This is a genomic window from Microbacterium kribbense (genome assembly GCF_039537285.1).
GTDB lineage: Bacteria > Actinomycetota > Actinomycetes > Actinomycetales > Microbacteriaceae > Microbacterium > Microbacterium kribbense.
In genome coordinates this window covers 39453-57483 of record NZ_BAABAF010000012.1, presented here as the reverse complement: position 1 = coordinate 57483, position 18031 = coordinate 39453, and the positions used below count along the sequence as shown (strand labels likewise).

General features: G+C 64.0%; 16 protein-coding genes and 1 pseudogene. 10 read left to right on the top strand and 7 right to left on the bottom strand.

The window, feature by feature from the left end:
- Positions 1-99 precede the first annotated feature (99 nt).
- Positions 100-1305, top strand: a pseudogene (locus ABD705_RS15330) (IS256 family transposase); the annotation flags it as partial.
- A gap of 40 nt (positions 1306-1345) precedes the next feature.
- Entirely contained in the window at positions 1346-1708 is a 363-nt protein-coding gene (locus tag ABD705_RS15325; protein WP_344785140.1) for a hypothetical protein, read from the top strand.
- 557 nt (positions 1709-2265) lie between these two features.
- On the opposite strand, the gene ABD705_RS15320 is transcribed toward ABD705_RS15325, so the two are convergent.
- From ABD705_RS15320 to ABD705_RS15290, 7 genes are all read right to left on the bottom strand, one after another.
- Positions 2266-3018, bottom strand: a complete 753-nt coding sequence (locus ABD705_RS15320; protein WP_344785138.1) for an SDR family NAD(P)-dependent oxidoreductase — start codon at positions 3016-3018, stop codon at positions 2266-2268.
- A 15-nt stretch (positions 3019-3033) separates the two neighbouring features.
- On the bottom strand, positions 3034-3882 hold the full coding sequence (locus tag ABD705_RS15315; RefSeq protein WP_344785136.1) for a fumarylacetoacetate hydrolase family protein: 849 nt from the start codon (positions 3880-3882) through the stop codon (positions 3034-3036).
- A 121-nt stretch (positions 3883-4003) separates the two neighbouring features.
- Positions 4004-5197, bottom strand: coding sequence for a mandelate racemase/muconate lactonizing enzyme family protein (locus tag ABD705_RS15310; protein WP_344785134.1), 1194 nt, complete (start codon positions 5195-5197; stop codon positions 4004-4006).
- A 38-nt stretch (positions 5198-5235) separates the two neighbouring features.
- Positions 5236-6201 (bottom strand): M24 family metallopeptidase, encoded by a 966-nt coding sequence (locus ABD705_RS15305; protein ID WP_344785132.1) that lies wholly within the window; start codon positions 6199-6201, stop codon positions 5236-5238.
- A gap of 53 nt (positions 6202-6254) precedes the next feature.
- Positions 6255-7250 carry an aldose epimerase family protein gene (locus ABD705_RS15300; RefSeq protein ID WP_344785130.1) on the bottom strand — a complete coding sequence of 332 codons (996 nt, stop codon included), beginning with the start codon at positions 7248-7250 and terminating at the stop codon, positions 6255-6257.
- A 31-nt stretch (positions 7251-7281) separates the two neighbouring features.
- The gene (locus tag ABD705_RS15295; RefSeq protein ID WP_344785128.1) at positions 7282-8739 is read right to left on the bottom strand and encodes an APC family permease; all 1458 of its coding nucleotides are present in this window, start codon (positions 8737-8739) and stop codon (positions 7282-7284) included.
- A gap of 46 nt (positions 8740-8785) precedes the next feature.
- Positions 8786-9565, bottom strand: a complete 780-nt coding sequence (locus ABD705_RS15290; RefSeq protein WP_344785126.1) for an SDR family NAD(P)-dependent oxidoreductase — start codon at positions 9563-9565, stop codon at positions 8786-8788.
- 203 nt (positions 9566-9768) lie between these two features.
- On the opposite strand from ABD705_RS15290, the gene ABD705_RS15285 reads away from it, so the two are divergent.
- From ABD705_RS15285 to ABD705_RS15250, 8 genes are all read left to right on the top strand, one after another.
- The gene (locus ABD705_RS15285; protein WP_344785124.1) at positions 9769-10968 is read left to right on the top strand and encodes an integrase catalytic domain-containing protein; all 1200 of its coding nucleotides are present in this window, start codon (positions 9769-9771) and stop codon (positions 10966-10968) included.
- Between the two features lie 158 nt (positions 10969-11126).
- Positions 11127-11753: a TetR/AcrR family transcriptional regulator gene (locus tag ABD705_RS15280; RefSeq protein WP_344785122.1), complete on the top strand. Its 627-nt coding sequence runs from the start codon at positions 11127-11129 to the stop codon at positions 11751-11753.
- 111 nt (positions 11754-11864) lie between these two features.
- A complete protein-coding gene (locus ABD705_RS15275) occupies positions 11865-12665 on the top strand; it encodes an enoyl-CoA hydratase/isomerase family protein (RefSeq protein ID WP_344785120.1) in 801 nt (266 codons plus the stop codon).
- Between the two features lie 51 nt (positions 12666-12716).
- On the top strand, positions 12717-13217 hold the full coding sequence (locus ABD705_RS15270) for a MaoC family dehydratase (protein ID WP_344785118.1): 501 nt from the start codon (positions 12717-12719) through the stop codon (positions 13215-13217).
- Entirely contained in the window at positions 13214-15337 is a 2124-nt protein-coding gene (locus tag ABD705_RS15265) for an acetate--CoA ligase family protein (RefSeq protein ID WP_344785116.1), read from the top strand. The genes ABD705_RS15270 and ABD705_RS15265 overlap by 4 nt, the downstream gene beginning before the upstream one ends.
- 2 nt (positions 15338-15339) lie before the next feature.
- Positions 15340-16062, top strand: coding sequence for a 3-oxoacyl-ACP reductase FabG (gene fabG, locus ABD705_RS15260; protein WP_344785114.1), 723 nt, complete (start codon positions 15340-15342; stop codon positions 16060-16062).
- 26 nt (positions 16063-16088) lie between these two features.
- Entirely contained in the window at positions 16089-17276 is a 1188-nt protein-coding gene (locus ABD705_RS15255) for a thiolase family protein (protein ID WP_344785112.1), read from the top strand.
- 255 nt (positions 17277-17531) lie between these two features.
- Complete coding sequence (locus ABD705_RS15250; RefSeq protein ID WP_344785111.1) at positions 17532-17897, top strand: hypothetical protein; 366 nt, start codon at positions 17532-17534, stop codon at positions 17895-17897.
- Positions 17898-18031: the final 134 nt, after the last annotated feature.

Genomic DNA, 18031 nt, shown 5'->3' with positions numbered 1-18031 from the left:
CGCCCTCATGGCCTGAACCCCGCTCACACGGCCGGAAACCCCGCCACAATGGCCGGATTCTTACCGCTCAAACGGCCGACATCCACTTGACGGAACACACTCGTGGGCGACGCGCAACGCCAGGGTCTTCCCGTGGACGGGGAGGGTGGGCTGCTCGCGGAGTTGACGCGGCTGGTGCTGGAGTCCGCGTTGGAGGGCGAGATCACCGATCACCTCGGGTACGACAAGCACGAGAAGGGCGGCTCCGCAGATGGGAACGCCCGCAACGGGACCAGGGCGAAGACGGTGCTCACCAAGACGGGGCCGGTCACGATCGACGTCCCGCGGGATCGGGCGGGCACGTTCGAGCCGAAGATCGTTGTGAAGCGGCAGCGCCGGCTCGGGTCGATCGAGGACATCGTGTTGTCCCTGTCGGCGCGCGGGATGACCCACGGGGACATCAGCGCGCACCTGGCCGACACGTACGGGTCGGACGTGTCCAAGACCACGATCTCCACGATCACCGACAAGGTCCTGGACGGGATGGCCGAGTGGCAGAACCGGCCGCTGGACCCGGTCTACCCGGTCGTGTTCATCGACGCGATCCATGTGAAGGTGCGGGACGGGCAGGTCGCTAACCGGCCCATCTACGTCGCCCTCGCCGTTACGACGGAGGGCAACCGGGATATCCTCGGCCTGTGGGCCGGGGACGGCGGTGAAGGGGCGAAGTACTGGCTGCAGGTGCTCACCGAGATCAAGAACCGTGGCGTGAACGACGTGCTGATGGTGGTGTGCGACGGGCTGAAGGGGCTGCCCGAGTCGGTGAACACGGTGTGGAACCAGACGATCGTGCAGACCTGCATCGTGCACCTGATGCGCAACAGCTTCAAGTACTCCGCCCGGCAGGACTGGGACGCGATTGCTCGCGCATTGAAGCTCGTCTACCAGGCCGCGACCGTCACCGATGCGGAGGAGCGGTTCCTCGAGTTCGCCGAGGCCTGGGGCGAGAAATACCCCGCGGTGGTCAAGCTGTGGGAGAACGCGTGGGCCGAGTTCGTCCCGTTCCTCGGCTTCGACCGGGAGATCCGCCGGATCGTATGCACCACGAACGCGATCGAGTCCGTGAACGCACGGATCCGGAAAGCCGTCCGCGCCCGCGGGCACTTCCCGAACGAGCAAGCCGCCCTCAAATGCGTCTACCTCGCCGTGATGGCCCTCGACCCCACAGGCAAGGGCAGAGCACGATGGACCCAGCGGTGGAAGCAAGCACTGAACGCATTCGACATCCGATTCGATGGCCGCCTCAGCAGCCCGAGAGCAGCATGACAACACAACCCAGTTACACCGTTAAGTTGACAGACCCTGGGTGTCAGAAGTGGCGTTGCTCCATCTGGTTCGAGCTGCATTCCCTGGGTGGGAAGTGGTGCATCAGGGGCGGCCAGCTTGGCTGCGCCCCCAATCCATCGACATCTACATCCCGGACGCGAGGGTCGGGATCGAGTATCAAGGGGAGCAGCATTCCAAGCCTGTTGAACGTTTCGGTGGGCCGGCGGCTTTCAAGCGACAGATCGAACGCGACGAACGCAAACGAAGCCTATGCCAGCAGAACCAGTGTGCACTCATCGAGGTGTATCCCGACTACGATCCCGAGCAGGTCATCTCGCAGGTCCGGACTGCTATCAGCACTGCGGAGCGTGGTGCGTCGGCGTTGCCGGGCGGTGCTGTCTAAAAGGATGAAAGGTGTCTAAGCGAGGTCGTTGTGGGGGCGGTCGAGTTTGAGGGTGTCGAGTCCCATGGTCGCGGCGTGTTCTTGGGAAGCAGAAGTTCTGCTAATGAACTACAGCCCCGAGACCTTGAAATTACTGGGATCTTCCGATCCCTTCAAGGCCCAGTGTGCACATTACGCCTCTATTGGCGCTGGATGATCATGGCTTCCCGGACATATACGAGGAGGGCAATTGAGGGCGCGATCCACGCGTCTTTCACCGTCCACAGCGTCGCTGCGAACTCGCCGATGGGGGACGGAGCTTCGGTATTTGCAATGCTGGGTGAGATCACTGAACCACCGCGCCTCGCCAAGTGGAGCTGACTCGGCGGTGGTCCTGATCATTCATGTGGAAAGGCCAGGAGCGAGCGACACCAGCTTCTTGGTCCGTTGACGCATGCTCGATCGTGGCTTAGGCGAGTCTTTCGCAGCCGAGGCCCACGGCGACGGTGTTCAGAGCCGCAAGGTAGAAGCGATCGCAATCTTTATAGCTCACTGGACGGGACAGAGGCCGATCGAGGCTAATCGTTCCGTAGACGCAGTCCTTCCATTCCGCCGTCCACAGCGAGACCGACGCCAGTTGTCGACCCAGCTCTTGGGCTGACGAGATACGCCACCGCGCCAGCGACCTCTTCAGCCGTCACAAGCCGACCATGCGGCTGGCGCGCCGCGAGAGCTGCTCGCTCGGCCAGAGGATCGTCGGCAGAAGACAGAAGTCGGCCGATCCAGGGCGTGTCAGCGGTGCCCGGGTTCACGGCGTTCACGCGGATGCCCTCGCGCAGGTGGTCGGCGGCCATTGCACGCGTGAGTGCCAACACGGCGCCCTTGGTGGCGCTGTACAGCGCGCGCTGCGGCAGGCCCACCGTCGCCGCGATCGACGACGTATTACAGATCGCCGCGGCGGACGACGCCCGCAGGTGCGAGAGCGCGGCGCGGCTCACACGGGCAATGCCCACGACATTGACGTCCCACACCGTGTGCCACTCTTCCTCAGAGTTTGCGGCGACATCCCCCTGCGCGCCGATGCCGGCGTTGTTGACGAGGATGTCGATGCCGCCGAGCTCGGCGACGACTCGCTCGATGCCGCCGACGACGGAGGCGTCGTCGGCGACGTCGACGCGTACTGCGAGGTTCGCGTCGGCCGCGGCATCCGGATCGAGATCGAACACGGCGACGCGCGCGCCGTCCTCGCGGAGGCGGTGGGCGATCGCGGCGCCGATGCCGGATGCTCCGCCCGTGACGATGGCGGTGAGGCCCTGCAGGGGGTGGGTCATGTCGGTGTCCTTCGTTCAGGCCGCGACGCAGCGCTGGCGCTGGTGGCCGAGGCCGTCGATCTCGATGTCGACGACGTCGCCGGCGGAGAGGTAGGGAAACCGCCCGGAAAGCCCGACGCCCTCGGGGGTGCCAGTGAGGATGAGGTCGCCGGGCTCGAGGGTAAGTCGCCGGCTCAGCTCCCACACGATCCGGTCGATGCCGAAGATGAGGTCGACCGTGCGGGAGTCCTGGCGCGGCTCGTCGTTGACGCGGCTTCGCAGGCCCACGTCGTCGGCATCGACCTCGTCGGGGGTGACCAGCCACGGCCCGAGGGGGCAGAAGCCGGGGGCCGACTTGCCCTTCGACCACTGGCCGCCCGAGATCTCGAGCTGCCACTCGCGCTCCGACAGGTCGTTCGCGACGGCGAAGCCGGCGATCTGCGCACGCGACTCGGACTTGGATGCGAGTGCGCTCGTCGACCGGCCGATTACGACGGCGAGCTCGACCTCCCAGTCGGTCTTGCTGCTGCCTCGCGGGATGACTAGGTCGTCATCCGGGCCGACGATGGTGTTCGGCGACTTCATGAACATCACGAGGTTCTCGGGCGGCGCCGATCCGGATTCCGCGGCGTGCGCGGCGTAGTTCATGCCGATGCAGTACACCGCTGAGGGGCGCGCGATTGGCGCGCCGATGCGGAGGGCGTCCGCGCCGTCGAGTTCGGGGAGCGCGCCGGCTGCCAGTGCTGCGGCGACGCGTGCCGGGCCGCCGGAGGAGAGGAAGCTGCCGTCGATGTCGGTGGTGATGCCGCGGAGGTCGAGGACGCGCTCGCCGTCGAGCATGACGGGCACCTCCTGGCCAATCGGGCCGAGCCGGGCGAAACGCATGGATCCCTCTTTCGGGTCGGAGTTCGTGCTTTAGGTCGGAAGTGTTCGGCTGTAGGAAGCTGTCACAATGGTCGGCGCGGGATCAATCGGCCGAGCACGATTCCGAAATGGATGTTGCTGTTCAATGTTCGGACGTCTTCAGCAACGCTGCCCGCTCAAACTCGCGCATGGCGTCTGCGTTGATCTCGACGCCGAGTCCTGGCGATGACGGCACCCGGATCCGACCATCGACCATGGCCGGATCCGGGCCGGTGAGACTCTTCCGTAACGCCGACTCCGAAAGCTCGGCCGGGAGGAACTCGATGAAGTCGCAGACCTGAGTCGCCGCGGCGAACTGGACCGCTGCGGCGATTGATACGCCAGTCTTCCAGAGGTGCGGCACCACCCGCCGCCCGCGGCTCTCCGCCAGTTTGGCGACTCGCATGGCCTCCGTGAGCCCCCCGACTCGTCCTATGTCGGGCTGGGCGATCGCAACCCTTCCGAAATCGATAAGGCTCGCGAATTCGAAGCGTGTCGTCAGCCACTCCCCCCCAGCGATCGGTATACCTTGCTCGGCGGCCAATCTTGCGTAGCCGTCGAGGTCGTCCACCCACAACGGCGTCTCCACGAAGGTCAGATCGAAGTCTTGCCACTCACGCAAGACACCGAGCGCTGTGTCGGCGTCTGGGAAAGCGTATTGCACGTCGACGAGAAGCGCGGTATCCGGCCCGATCGCCGAGCGAACTGCGGCGACAACCTCGGTGCTCCTGTCCCATGACTCACGAAGGTTGTTGTGCGCGAACGGACCGGCCAGGGTGACCTCCGACTTCACCGCCCGGAATCCGATGCTCGTAGCTCGCTGCGCCCATTCGACCAGCGAGTCCCGGTAATCAGCGAACGACGTCACCTCCGGTTGCAATGAGGCGTATGGCGTCACCTCATCTCGGACCGCTCCACCCATCAATGCGTGACATGGCTGTCCAAGTGCTTTGCCTCGCAGGTCGTGGAGCGCGATGTCAATCGCTCCGATCGCGTTGATCACCGCGCCACGTCGGCCGTTCATGGCCGATCCGACGTAGAGCCGTTGCCACAGCCCTTCGATGTCGAAGGGGTCGGCTCCGATCAGCATCTCCGTCAGCCCGAGGCCCATGTTGTGCGTGCCTGGTGCCTGGATGCACGCCCTGGCGATCCACGGGTTCAGGTCGGTCTCACCGATTCCAGACACGCCTGCATCAGTGTGGATCTCGACGATGAAGTCGTCCTGAGCCGAACTCGCCGCTGTGGTATCGAAGTCCGGATCCAGGAGCACATGGCATTCGATGCCGGTGATTCGCATGGGTCTGCCCATCTCTTTTCTCGGTTCGAAGTAAGCCCTCAGCCGGCTCCCAGCGCCAGATCATGGCTGGTTAGGACGCGGGGTGTGTCTTCCGTGATCTGGATCACATGTTCGAGACGGACCCCATACCCGTCGAAGTATGATCCCGGCTCAAGGGCGACCACCGTGCCCGCGGCGAGGATGTGCTGCGAATCAGGAGAGATGTAAGGCGGCTCCTGCTGCTTCAACCCCACGCCGTGGCCGGTGAAATGCGGATAGTGATAACCGGCATCAGCCATCACGGAGCGCACGGCGGCGTCCACGGCGGACGCTCGAACCCCCGGTCGCAGAAGGCCGATTCCCGCACGGAGCGCACGGCCGACCGCCTCATGGAGCCGGGAGATTTCGGAGGCGGGTGTTCCCAGAACCACGGTGCTGCAGGAATCTCCCCAGTAGTCGTCGACGATCGGCGCGAAATCAAACAATGCCGTCTCGCCGGCGGCCAGCGTGTGGCTCGTCGGCGCGGCGCCTATCAGGGCGCAGCGCTCACCGAACATCAGGTCGACGATCGCAGCTGTTGGCTTCTGTAGCTGTGCCAGTCGGCTCTGCACCCGATCCGAGATCGTCTGTTCGCTGATCCCGAGGCTGATCTCGGATCGGAAGATGCGTTGCGCGGCGGTTGCCCTCGCAGCGGCCTCTGCGAGCAACTCGAGCTCGGCTGGATCCTTCACGATGCGCAGCTGCTCGAGCTTCTGGCCAAGATCGACGAGAGGATGGCCAGCCAACTCGCCCAGAATCCATGTTGGGGCAGCCGACGTCTCGATTGCGAGCGGAGTCATCCTCCCGCGCTTCGCGAAGGGCGCCGCCTCCCGCAGCGCGTCGAGCTGGTCATCGCCGGGCCGGACCAGAGCCGCCGCATGCGAGCCCACGACGGCGATGGTGCCCGTCTGGACGCTGTGGCCGGAGATCCAACGAACGGTCGCATGATCGGTTGCCACCAACAGCTCGGCCTCTGCCTGTCTCACCGCGCGTCGTACAGCGTCAATGCGCGCGGATGTGTGCGGAGCGAATTCCTCCATCAGCTGACCGCCCCGTTTGCGGCCAGCGAAGTGACGGACGCGACACCGCTGTAGGTGACGCCATACACGGAGGAAGAGAAGCTCTCACCGGGTCGAAGTACACGCGCTGTACGGTCCGAGATGGCGGCCTCCAGGGACGTTGCGGGACTGAGCCAAGCCTCGATGATGGCATGGTACAAGCCTCGGAACCCGCCATAGTTCATCCACTGCCAGGCGGCGGTCTGCACCGTGGGATCGAAGACCAGGCCGAATCCGGATCGTGTTTCGGTATTGGTGACAGCGATCCATCCGTCGGTCATCCGACTCAACACGTGCAAGGCGAAGCTCCCCGTGGCCGGCTCCAAGACACGACGGACATCGAACAGGCTGCCATCTTTCAACGCCACATAGGGGTAGTCATACTCGTCGTCCACCTCGCCCAGTCCCCCGCCGCCCGCCTCCCGCACCACCGCAGACGCCGCCGGGGCATCGATCCGGTCACCCGCACTGACAGCGACGGCGGCATGGGTCCCCCAGTTGAACGAGAACGGCCGCGTCCCGCTGTTCTCGATCACGGTGTCAAGTCGAAGCGACGGCGAGTCCTCCTTCAGGACGAGGGTCCTCGACCACGAGGCGGGGGTGATCGGCGTAGCGCCTGTGAAGCGCACCTGTGCCGTGCCGGAATCAGCCTCTTCGACTACGACCGACAGCGGAAGGTTCCACACCTCGCCGAGATAGGGGATCTCGTCTTCGTACTCGTTCCGGCAGGGGACGCAGGTGGGAAACCCGTCATCCCAGCCACCCGCGTAGTGATCATCGAAATTCGCCTGCAGCGGTGCAGGATGCGGATAGATCCGCTGGTTGCGCCAAAGCACATTCCGATCCTGCGTCTTGTCGACGAGATTGAGGATCTTCCCGCCGAGGTCGGGAAGCACGTCGACGCAGAGTCTCGAACTTTCCATCCGGACCACCCGCAGTCCGCGGTATTCCCAGTCCAAGTCAACACGAACCGACATCTGCGTATTCTCCTCTGTCTTCCGCTGGCGCTTACTGGACGTTCGGTTCCGGAGCCTCCGGCTCGACGTCGACGGGCTCTTCGTAGACGTGCGCCGCTCGGTCGAGCCATTCCTCCCGACCCGTGCGTGAGGCGAAGATCGTCAGTCCGATGCCGAGCAGGATCCAGACGCCAACCAGGATCGGGGCGATTCCCACCGGGAAGCTTGGGAACGGAACGATGGACATGTAGCCGACGAACAGCAGTGCCACGGTGGACACCAAGGGGAGGATCACGTGGAGGACTACGTTGAACTCCTTCTTGTTCTCGAACGCGTAGTAGCGGAAGACACCCACGTTCCCGGCGATGTAGACGAGGATCAGACCGAGCGTGATGGCGACGCCCATCATGTAGAACTCTTGATCCGGGCCCAGGATCGCACCGATACCGAGCCCGAAGACGAGCGTCACGATCGTCTGGAAGATGACCGCGTTCTTGGGCGTCTTGAAACGAGGGTGGACGCCGCCGAACCACCGGGGCAGCGCGCCGATCCGGCCCATGGAGAAGAAGACCCGCGTTGCGGCGTTCGTGCAAGCGATCGACACCGCGATGATCGAGTTGACCATCGCGAACAGCACGGCCAGCCAGCCCCAGCCCCAGAGCCGTTCAGCCAGTTCGATCACCGGGTTGTCGCCCGCGGTCGCGAACTCGCTGACGTTGTCTGTGCCGTAGCCGATCATGATCGCCCAGTTGCAAACGACGAAGAATGCCGCGACGAGGCAGATCGAGATGATGATCGCGCGAGGCAGAAGCTTCTTCGGATTGGCGGTCTCCTCAGCTAGTGGAGCGACCGACTCGAATCCAGTGAACAAGAAGATGGAGAAGATCACTGCCAGGAACAGACCGCTCGAGCTCGGCGCGTTCGTCGGGACGAACGCGTCCAGATTGATGCCTCCGGCACCTGGGCTGACAAGGCCGGAGACGGCCACACCGAGAATGATCAGAAGCTCCAGCCCGCCAAGGATGAGCATCACCCGGGCGGAGATCGCGACACCGCGGTAGACGAGCAGGGTGACCAAGGCGAGTGCGAGCAGGAAGAACCACCACCAATCGAACCTCACGCCGAACCGGGACTTGAGGATGATCTCGAAGAAGTACCCCATGAAGGCGAGGTTGATCGCGGTCGCCAGTGGGTCATAGAGGAAGTAGAGCCAGGCCGTGAACCACCCAGCACGCGGATGAACGGTCCGCGACACGTAGGTGTAATACCCTCCGGCTGACGGGAACTTGCGTGCGAGCTGAGTCAGCGAGACGCCGAGAGTGAGGATGATCACGAATGCGATCAAGAAGGCAAGAGGTGCTGTCACGCCCGCTAGCGAAGCGATAAATTGGAGCGAGAGCAGTGTCCCCACTGCCGGCGCGATGTGCGTGACCGCCTGCATCAACACCGATGGAAACTTGAGGGCTCCTGATTGCAAGCCGCCGTTGCCTTTTGGCTGAGTGCCGCCCATGGCCTGATGACCCTTCTTGTTGGCTGATTTCGGGATAGATCTGTATTCACACGCTCAAAGCGGCCTTGGCGAGAACGCCGCCGTCGCAGATGAGATGAGAGCCGGTCACGTATGACGCCGCATCGGACAGCAGCCATACGACCGCTTGCGCTGGTTCAGAAGGATCGGCCAGTCGCCCCAGTGGGGTCTCCGCACTGACGGTCTCTCTGACCCTCGCGCGCTCGCCCTCAGGAACGTTTGCCCACATAAGCGGTGTCTCTGTCGGCCCGGGTACCACCGCGTTCACTCGAATTCCGTACTGGGCATAGTCGACCGCCATGCAGCGGACGAGGGAGGAAATGCCGCCCTTCGACGCGCTGTAAGCCGCAGCGCCACCGGCGGAGAATGCGACGAACCCACCGGGCGAAGAAGTACATACGATCGAACCACCGTTTCCGGCGTCGATCATCGCCGCGAGGACGTGCTTGCAGGTCAGGAAGACGCCCGTCAGGTTGGTCTGGATGACCGATTCCCATCTGGCCAGGCTCAGTTCGTGCAGCAATCCTCCCCGATCGATGCCGGCATTCGCGAAAAGCCCGCGAGGAGCTCCCAGTTCTGTGCGGACTTTCGCGAGGGTCGCCTGCACCTCTGCCTCGTCGGTGACGTCACAGTGATATGCACGGGCATCGGCAGCACCGATGCGACGCGCCTCTTGTGCCGTATCTTCAGCCGCATCATCTTGGACATCAAGGATCCCGACACTGCCGCCCTTTTCGGCCAGCAACAATGCCGCGGCCCTCCCGATGCCCGACGAGCCCCCGGTGACAACGTACGATCCAAGACTCATGACGCCAACCCTTCTCCGTCTGCATTGATGGCAGTGCCAGCAGCCGCCCTGCGGCAGATTCTATCGAGCGATCGAACGACCGTCAACGGCGCGCGTTGACTCAGAAGAAACCTCCGCGTAGCAGTATTCGTTGCCTCATTTGAGAACCTCCGCTTCGGCGTGGTTCGGAATTGAGCCGGTGGATGTGGGCTACGCCCGTTTCTATGGAGCTGACGATGACGCAGCGGCAGGCTGTGACGAAGAAGAAAGCGCTCGCGTATCGCAGCGCTGACCGGGCTGGCAAGGGCCGGATCCTGACCGAGTTGGTCGAGTTGACCGGGTGGCATCGCGACTACGCGCGGGCGGCGTTGCGGGCCGCGTTGACGCTGAAGGTGGTGAGGCCCCGGGTCGGGCGGGCGCCGACGTATGGGTCTGCTGTGACGAGAGCGCTGGTGAAGTGTTGGGCGGTGCTGCGGGCGCCGGCCGGGAAGCGCCTGGCGCCGATGCTGGGCGTGCTGGTACCGCTGCTGCGCCGCGATAACGAGCTCGACCTCACCGACGCCGAAGCGGCCTTGTTGGTGCGGATGAGCGCGGCAACGATCGACCGCCGGCTCGCCCCGGAACGGGCGAAGCTGATCTCCCGCGGTCGCTCCCATACCAAGCCCGGGACGCTGCTGAAGTCGCAGATCCCGATCCGTACCTGGGCCGACTGGGACGACGCGGTCCCGGGGTTCGTGGAGATCGATCTGGTCGGCCACGAGGGCGGGAACGCGTCGGGCGGATTCTGTTTCACCCTGACGGTCACGGACATCGCGACCGGGTGGACGGTGAATCGGTCGGTGCAGAACAAGGCCGAGAAGTGGGTGTTCGAAGCGCTCATGCATGTCGGCCGAGTGTTTCCTTTCCCGATTATCGGCATCGACTCGGACAACGGGTCCGAGTTCATCAACCACCACCTGTTCGACTACTGCGTGGCCAACAAGATCACCTTCACGAGATCACGGGCGAGCCATAGTAACGACGGTGCCCATGTCGAGCAGAAGAACTGGACCCACGTGCGTGAGCTCGTCGGGTATCTGCGTTACGACACGCCGGCCGAGCTCGCCTTGTTGAACGAGATCTGGGAGTTGGACCGGGTGTTCACGAACTATCTCCTGCCCCAGCAGAAGCTGGTGTTCAAGCAACGCAACGGCGCGAAAGTGACCAAACGATACGACACCGCGACCACCCCACACCAGCGCGCGATCGAACGCTCGGACATGCGCAAGATGCCAATCATCCGGATGAACGCAGAGTTCAAGAAAGTTCATCCTGCGGCCCAGTCTCGGCAGATCCTCGCGCTCACTGGCCGGCTCGAGGTCCTCGCCCTGGCAAAGAAACCCGCAGCCGTGAAGCCACCGGTCAACAGCGCCTGGAACGCGTGAGCGACGCGGAGGTTTTCATCCGAGGCAATGAATCAATCCCGCGGAGGTATTGACATGAGGCAACAGGCGGCGCTGTCGGGCGATACCGGCAGCCAGGCGCGTGGTACCCGAGAAGCTGCGTACCGGCGATGGACGACGCCAGATGGCAGGATGAGTGCGTGGCAGAGTCAGAGAACACGGCAACGACGTCGACGAGCTCGACGATGACGTCGACGGAGCAGCGGATATGGGACGCCGCAATCGAGTTGTTCGGGCGGAGGGGCTTTGCGGCCACGGGAATCCGCGACATCGCTCGTGAGGCTGGGATCACCGTCGCGACCCTCTATCACTACATGACCAGCAAGGAAGAACTCCTATGCCGGGTCATGGTCGACGCGATGAACGTCCAACTGACTGCCGCCAGGCCGGCGGAGACGCGCTATTCGGACCCCCGCGAGCGCATCAAGCATCTGGTTCGACAACACGTCAGCTTCCACTGCCGATTCGGGCTGGTGGCCAGGGTTACAGATAGTGAGCTGCGTTCGCTGAACGACGGGGCGAGGCACCAGGTCGTGGCGCTCAGAGACGAATATGAGGCGATCTGGCAGCGCACCCTGGAATACGGGCGCGAGCAGGGAATCTTCGACATCGGCGATCTCAAGCTGACCACCAGAGCCGTCCTAGGCACGTGCACCAGCGTGTATGCGTGGTACCGTCCGGACGGCCCGCTCAGTGTTGACCAGATCAGCGATGAGTACTGTGCGATCGTCCTTCGTCAGTGCGTGGTTCATGGCACCTCGTCGTAGCCCGCTGTCCGGCCCTACCGTACCTATTCACCATCATCATCTTCTAAAACGTTCGATCGATCGATATACTTCGAGTGTCAGACAAGCCACACCGGCATTCGGAGGGATCTCATGGTCGTGCAGTACAGCGTCGTTGACGGGATCTGTCGTATCACGCTGAACCGCCCCGAGCGCCTCAATGCCGTGACACCGGAGCTCGTGGATCGGCTCTGCGAGTGTCTCGAATCCGCGGTCAAGGACCGGGCTCGTGCTGTCGTTCTGGCCGGGGAAGGGACCTCGTTCTGTGCCGGGCACGATCTCAAACAACAACCGATTCAGGACGAGGAGCGTCGCCGGCAAGTGGTCGAACGCACGCAGGACGTGACGAGGTTGATCAGGGCTACGCCGTTCCCCGTCATCGCCGCCGTGCACGGCTACGCGATGGGAGCCGGATGCGAGTTTGCCTTGTGCAGCGACTTCGTCGTCGCAGCGGAGAGCGCGATCTTCGGCTTCCCCGAGGTCGGGGTCGGGCTGAGCATCACCGGCGGGATCTCGCATGTACTCCCGTTGGCGGTCGGCATGGTCCGGGCGAAGGAGCTGGTGTTGCTCGGTGAGAGGTTCTCAAGCACGGAGGCACTCGGCCTTGGCCTGATAAACAGGGTCGTTCCAGACGGCGAACTCGCGTCCTGCGCGCTTGAGATCGCGGCGAAGTTTGCCGCACAGCCAGCCGCTGCACTGCAATACGCAAAGCGATGCCTCGACTTCGGCCCCGAGGTCGGCCTGGAACAGGCGATGCACCTGGAGTCGCTCTACGCGACGATGACACAGATTTCTGCGGAGGCCCGAATCGCAGCGGAGCATTTCGCCGAGACTCGCCGAGGACACCAGGCGTCTCGGGTACAGCCTGCGGCCAGCACATCACCCGAAAGCTGACGCAGCGCCCACCGCTCGTCGCGAGGACGCGCTCGAAAGGAGACCCAAGTCATGGAGCTCGCGGAGCCTGCCACCCTGCTGGAGCATGCCGGAGAGGTGATTGGCATCGGAGAGGCTCACGTCACCCAGGAGATGATCAACGCGTTCGCACACGCGACTTCCGACCATCAATGGGTACACGTGGACATCGATCGCGCGCGAAGAGGTCCTTACGGCGCCACGATCGCCCATGGGTTCCTCACTCTCTCCCTCATTCCGCATTTCCTGGACCAGGTCATCTCCGTCCACGATGTCAGCGCAACCATCAACTATGGCCTCGAGCATGTCCGTTTTCCTGCTCCGGTGGTGGTGGGCACGCTCCTGCGTGCCGAGGTCGTCCTCGCACAAGCGCATGTGGTGGGCGATGGCATCCAGGCGCAATACCAAGTGACGATCACCAGCGCAGCCTCCCCCAAGCCGCACTGTGTGTGCGGCGCCATCGTCCGCTACGTCCGGACGCCCGGACACCGCGACGCTCGGCCCGGGGCGGCAGACGAGGAGGCTACGACATGAAGCCTGGCATGGAGGCGCTGCTCACTCCGGGATCCGTGGTCGTCGTCGGCGCCTCGAGAGATCCGCGGAAGTGGGGAAACCGCCTGATACGCGAAACCCAGCAGATGGGATTCGAAGGAGAGCTCTTTGGCGTAAACCCGTCTCCCGACTGCATCATTGACGGAGTAGAAGTCGTGACCGGCATCGACCGGCTGCGCGACGGTATTGACCTCGCATTCCTCGCGCTACCCAGCAGCAAGGTGCTCGACGCTGCCACGCAGTGTATGCGACGAGGAATCCAGACCCTGATCGTTCCGTCTTCTGGCTTCGGCGAGTCTACGTCGGAGGGTGCTGCGCTCGAAGGGCAACTGCTCACCCTGACCCAGCAGCATCACGCCCGTCTGCTCGGGCCAAACTGCTTCGGTCTCGCATCCCATGTGGGCAAGATCAACCTCACCCCCTTCGCCCCCTTCCCCAGCGGACGAATCGGGCTGGTCAGTCAATCGGGAAACGTTGCGGCGGAGGCATTTATCGGCGCTCGTAGGCGGGGTCTCGGATTCTCGCACTGTGTGGGAATCGGCAATCAGCTCGATCTCTCTATCCCCGAAATCGTGAACTGGCTGGCGGAGGACGAAAACACCGACGCCATCGGTCTCTACATCGAGGGGCTGCCGGCCTCTGCCGGCGAAGTGTTTGTGCACGCTTTGCAACGCTGCCGAGCGTCAGGAAAACCCGTCGTCGCGATCAAGTCCGGTACGTCGAGCGCCGGAGCGAGAGTCGCCGGCTCGCACACTCGTTCCTTGAGCTCTGACGACGCCGTTTGGGCTGAAGTCCTGGCATCGTGCGATGTGTCGCGTGCAGCGGATGCGGAAGAGCTCCTGGACATCCTCTCCTTCACCAGGCAACCTCGGCCGAGCGGGCTGCGTATCGGTGTGCTCACCGACGGCGGCGGGGACTCGATCCTCAGCCTCGACGAGCTCTCCAGACATGGGCTCGCCGCGCCAGCATTCAGTCCCGATCTGCAGGTCGAGCTAGGTCGGTTCGTCCCCGACGACGCTCCACGGAGCCCGGGTATGAACCCGCTCACGCTCGACACCGCAGGAGGTGTGGAAGACGACCCCCAGATCCTCAGCCGCTGCCTGGCCCCCGTCGCCGAATCAGGCGAGGTCGACGTCATCGTGATCGGAGGCCTCTTCGGCACCTACAGCGCCCGTCGCGACGAAGAGAACTCCGCAGCACAGGCGATCACGCAGATCGCGGAGCAAGGGAACATCGTCATCGCCGCTCAATCACCGCTGACACGCGAAGAGTCCGAGCCACTGCGCATCCTGCAGGACAGCGGCATCCCCGTCTTCCGCACCGTGCGACAACTCTTCAGCAGTCTTCGCCGCTACGCAACCGCGCGCGGCATGACCCCAGCGGTGGCCAGTGAGCCGCAGGCCAAGTCAGGTAGCCCCGCCGAAACCATGCTCTCTCCCGAGGCTGCCTGGGACCTTCTGACAAGCGCGGGAATCGCCCTTCCTCAGCAATACCTTGGCGATGACATCGAACTCATCTGCGACGCGGCCACGCGCATCGGATTCCCCGTCTGCCTCAAAGTGTCAAACCCGCTCATTGTCCACAAGTCGGATGTGGGCGGGGTGCGTCCGCATCTCATGGACCGGCACCAGCTTCGTGCAGCGGCGGCAGACATCCTCTCCTCATCGCCGGGTAGTCGCCTTCTGGTGATGCCGCATCTGCCGTCAGGCTTCGAGATCATGCTCGGCGTACGCTCGGATCCGCTGTTCGGCTCCGTGCTCGTCGTAGGCCGCGGCGGCGTCTCGGCCGAGATCGACGCCGACATCGCCGTCCTGGTAGGGACGTTCACCGAGAGTGGCTTCACAGAGCATCTGCACCAGCTGCGGTGCGCGCCGCTTCTCTATGGCGCGCGAAACCAGAAGCCGCTCGCCACCGAGCCGCTGTTGGCCATCGCGACCGCGCTCCAGCAGTTCGTATCGGCGCACCCCGGATACGAGATTGATCTCAATCCCGTGTTCCTCTACGAACGCAGTGTCGAAGTCGCAGACGCGCGTGTCATGGTGCGCGCCACATCCCATCAGCAACGGGGCGATCGCGTAGCCCCATCGCACCGCAAGGAGTGAATATGGACCAGAAGAGTGCGATCGTCACCGGCGCCGGCCGCGGTATCGGTCGCGCAATCGCGAGAAAACTCGCATCGGCAGGAATGTTCGTGTACTGCGTCGATGTCAGATCGGAGGATCTGGCCGAGACAGAGCGATCATGTGGCGGCCGCGCGCGCGGTGTGGTGCTCGACGTGACCGACAGGGAGGCAGTCGCCGACCTCGTCCACCGCGTGGTCCAGGAACGGTCAACTCTGGACGTCTGCGTCAACAACGCAGGGATCAACCGCGACGCACTCCTGCACAAGATGACCGACGAACAGTGGTCGCAGGTGCTCACTGTCGATCTGAACGCGGTGTTCTATCTCACTCGCGCAGCGGCCAGCGCAATGCGCGAGCAACGCAGCGGACGCATCGTCAATGTCTCGTCAGCGAGCTGGCTCGGCAACGTCGGGCAGGCGAACTACGCCGCCGCAAAGGCTGGCGTCGTCGGGCTCACTTTGACGGCAGCACGCGAGCTTGGGCGCTATCAGGTGACGGCGAATGCGATCTGCCCGGGCTTCATCGACACGGACATGACACGAGCGCTTCCTGCCGGCATCCACGAGGCACAGATCGCGAAGATTCCGCTCGGCCGGCCCGGCCGGCCCGAGGACGTCGCCGACCTGGTGGGATTCCTCGCGTCTGACGAGGCCGGGTATATCACGGGGGAAGTCATCAATATCGGCGGCGGCTACCGGATCTGATCGCCGTGACAGCAGAGGAGTTGAGCATGGGAACAGAAAACACGGTGGTGCTCGTCGAAGGCGCACGCACCGCCGTTGGCAGGTACGCGGGCGGCTTCAGATCGACGCCGACCTCCGAACTCGGCGCGGCCGCCATCGCCGAGGCACTACGAAGAGCCGGGGTGCCGGCAAGCGAGGTTGACGAAGTGGTGCTCGGCTGCGTCGGCCAGGTAGGTCCCGAGATCTTCAACGCCCGGCGCGCTGCCCTGGAGGCGGGAATTCCGGCGGCGTCAACGGCGTACAACGTCAATCGACTCTGCGGGAGTGGCCTCCAGGCCATCTGGGCCGGGGTGAACAGTATTCGACTGGGGCAGGCCAAGGTCGTCGTCGCCGGTGGGAACGAGAACATGTCCCTGCAGCCGTTCCTCGACTACCAGGCCCGTGACGGCAGCCTCCTCGGCGACCGGAAGCTCGTCGACGGCACCCTGTCTCTTGTCACCGATCCCTGGGGTAACTACGCCATGGGAGTCACTGCCGAGAATGTCGCGCGCAAGTTCAACATCAGTCGAAGCGACCAGGACGCTTTCGCGGTCCTCAGTCAGAGCAAGGCAGCAAAGGCACAGGCCGAAGGCATCTTTGCCGAAGAGATCGTCGGTGTGACCACTCGTGACCGGAAGCAAGAAGTGGTTATCGACAAGGACGAGCATCTGCGCCCAGGAACGAGTCTCGAAACACTCGCTAGGCTGAGGCCAGCGTTCGCCAGTGAGGGGTCGGTCACAGCCGGAAACTCATCCGGCATCAATGACGCCGCAGCAGCCGTCATCTTGATGACCGAGAGGGAGGCGCAGGAGCGTGGCCTGACGGCGCTTGCCCGTCTGGTCGGCTTCGCCGTCACCGGGATCGAACCCGCCATAATGGGCTACGCCCCGGTTGGGGCGATCCGGAAAGTGCTGGCGAATACGGGATGTGATCTGTCGGAGGTGGACGTCGTGGAACTGAACGAGGCATTTGCAGCCCAGGCCGTGGCGGTGATCCGGGATGCGCAGCTGGACCCGGATCTTGTGAACCCGTATGGCGGCGCGATTGCACTCGGACACCCGGTGGGCGCCACGGGAGCGATCCTGGCACTCCGGCTGGCATACACCCTGCGGCGGACCGCCGCGCATCTCGGGCTGGTGACGATGTGCATCGGCGGTGGCCAGGCGATCGCTGCACTGTTGGAGCGCGTCGAGTAGTAGCAGCGCGCGGCCCGCTGTCGTGGGTGCTGCAGGTGGGAAACGGCTCGACCACAAATCGGGCCTAATGCCGCCGATGCCCAGCCGCTGTCCTCGACGTCGTCGCCATCGGCGGATGCGTGCTCTCATAACTTGGCAGCGCCAGGGAAACAATCGAGTCAGACCAAGTTCAGTCGCTCATCTGTCCGGGTTGTTTCCGAGGGCGGCGCCGTACCAGCGAGCGGCGAGGTCAACGGGGTGATGTAGACACATTAAGTGTACTTCCCGCACGGGCAGCCCATCAACGCCCACACGTGCTCCGGCAGGAGCCTCGACTCGTCGCTGAACCCCTTCGGCCGCATTCGGCGCAGGTCGACCTGCTCAGCCGGCTCCGGAAGCGGCGGGCCGGTCAGCATCTGTCGGGCGTTCGACCTACCCATCCCGGTCGTGGTCGTCACCTCGCAGCCTTCGAAGGCGGCGCGGTGCCAGCTAGCGGTGAGGCCGGGCGTGCGGCATGAAGCGCTGAGAGTGTTCAAGCATCATCACGTGTGGTTTCGCGTCATCGAGGATATTGAGCGCGTCGGGGTGTTCGGCATCCTGCCCGACGCCCGCAACTCGCGGACCGGTGAAGAACGGCTCTGACGCAGTTCGACCGTGGGCGACATCGATGACAATCGGTCGGTATGCATCGGCGTGCGCCCACGGGAAGTCCATCGACGCCGGGCTCGGACGCGGCTGGTTTGTCTGGGTTAGAGTGCTGGTGAAACGTAGGTCGG

Coding starts and splice junctions, on each gene's coding strand:
- fabG (WP_344785114.1), top strand. CDS start 15,340: ATGGACCAGAAGAGTGCGATCGTCACCGGCGCCGGCCGCGGTATCGGT.
- ABD705_RS15255 (WP_344785112.1), top strand. CDS start 16,089: ATGGGAACAGAAAACACGGTGGTGCTCGTCGAAGGCGCACGCACCGCC.
- ABD705_RS15295 (WP_344785128.1), bottom strand. CDS start 8,739: ATGGGCGGCACTCAGCCAAAAGGCAACGGCGGCTTGCAATCAGGAGCC.
- ABD705_RS15275 (WP_344785120.1), top strand. CDS start 11,865: ATGGTCGTGCAGTACAGCGTCGTTGACGGGATCTGTCGTATCACGCTG.
- ABD705_RS15285 (WP_344785124.1), top strand. CDS start 9,769: ATGGAGCTGACGATGACGCAGCGGCAGGCTGTGACGAAGAAGAAAGCG.
- ABD705_RS15310 (WP_344785134.1), bottom strand. CDS start 5,197: ATGCGAATCACCGGCATCGAATGCCATGTGCTCCTGGATCCGGACTTC.
- ABD705_RS15265 (WP_344785116.1), top strand. CDS start 13,214: ATGAAGCCTGGCATGGAGGCGCTGCTCACTCCGGGATCCGTGGTCGTC.
- ABD705_RS15315 (WP_344785136.1), bottom strand. CDS start 3,882: ATGCGTTTCGCCCGGCTCGGCCCGATTGGCCAGGAGGTGCCCGTCATG.
- ABD705_RS15320 (WP_344785138.1), bottom strand. CDS start 3,018: ATGACCCACCCCCTGCAGGGCCTCACCGCCATCGTCACGGGCGGAGCA.
- ABD705_RS15290 (WP_344785126.1), bottom strand. CDS start 9,565: ATGAGTCTTGGATCGTACGTTGTCACCGGGGGCTCGTCGGGCATCGGG.
- ABD705_RS15270 (WP_344785118.1), top strand. CDS start 12,717: ATGGAGCTCGCGGAGCCTGCCACCCTGCTGGAGCATGCCGGAGAGGTG.
- ABD705_RS15300 (WP_344785130.1), bottom strand. CDS start 7,250: ATGTCGGTTCGTGTTGACTTGGACTGGGAATACCGCGGACTGCGGGTG.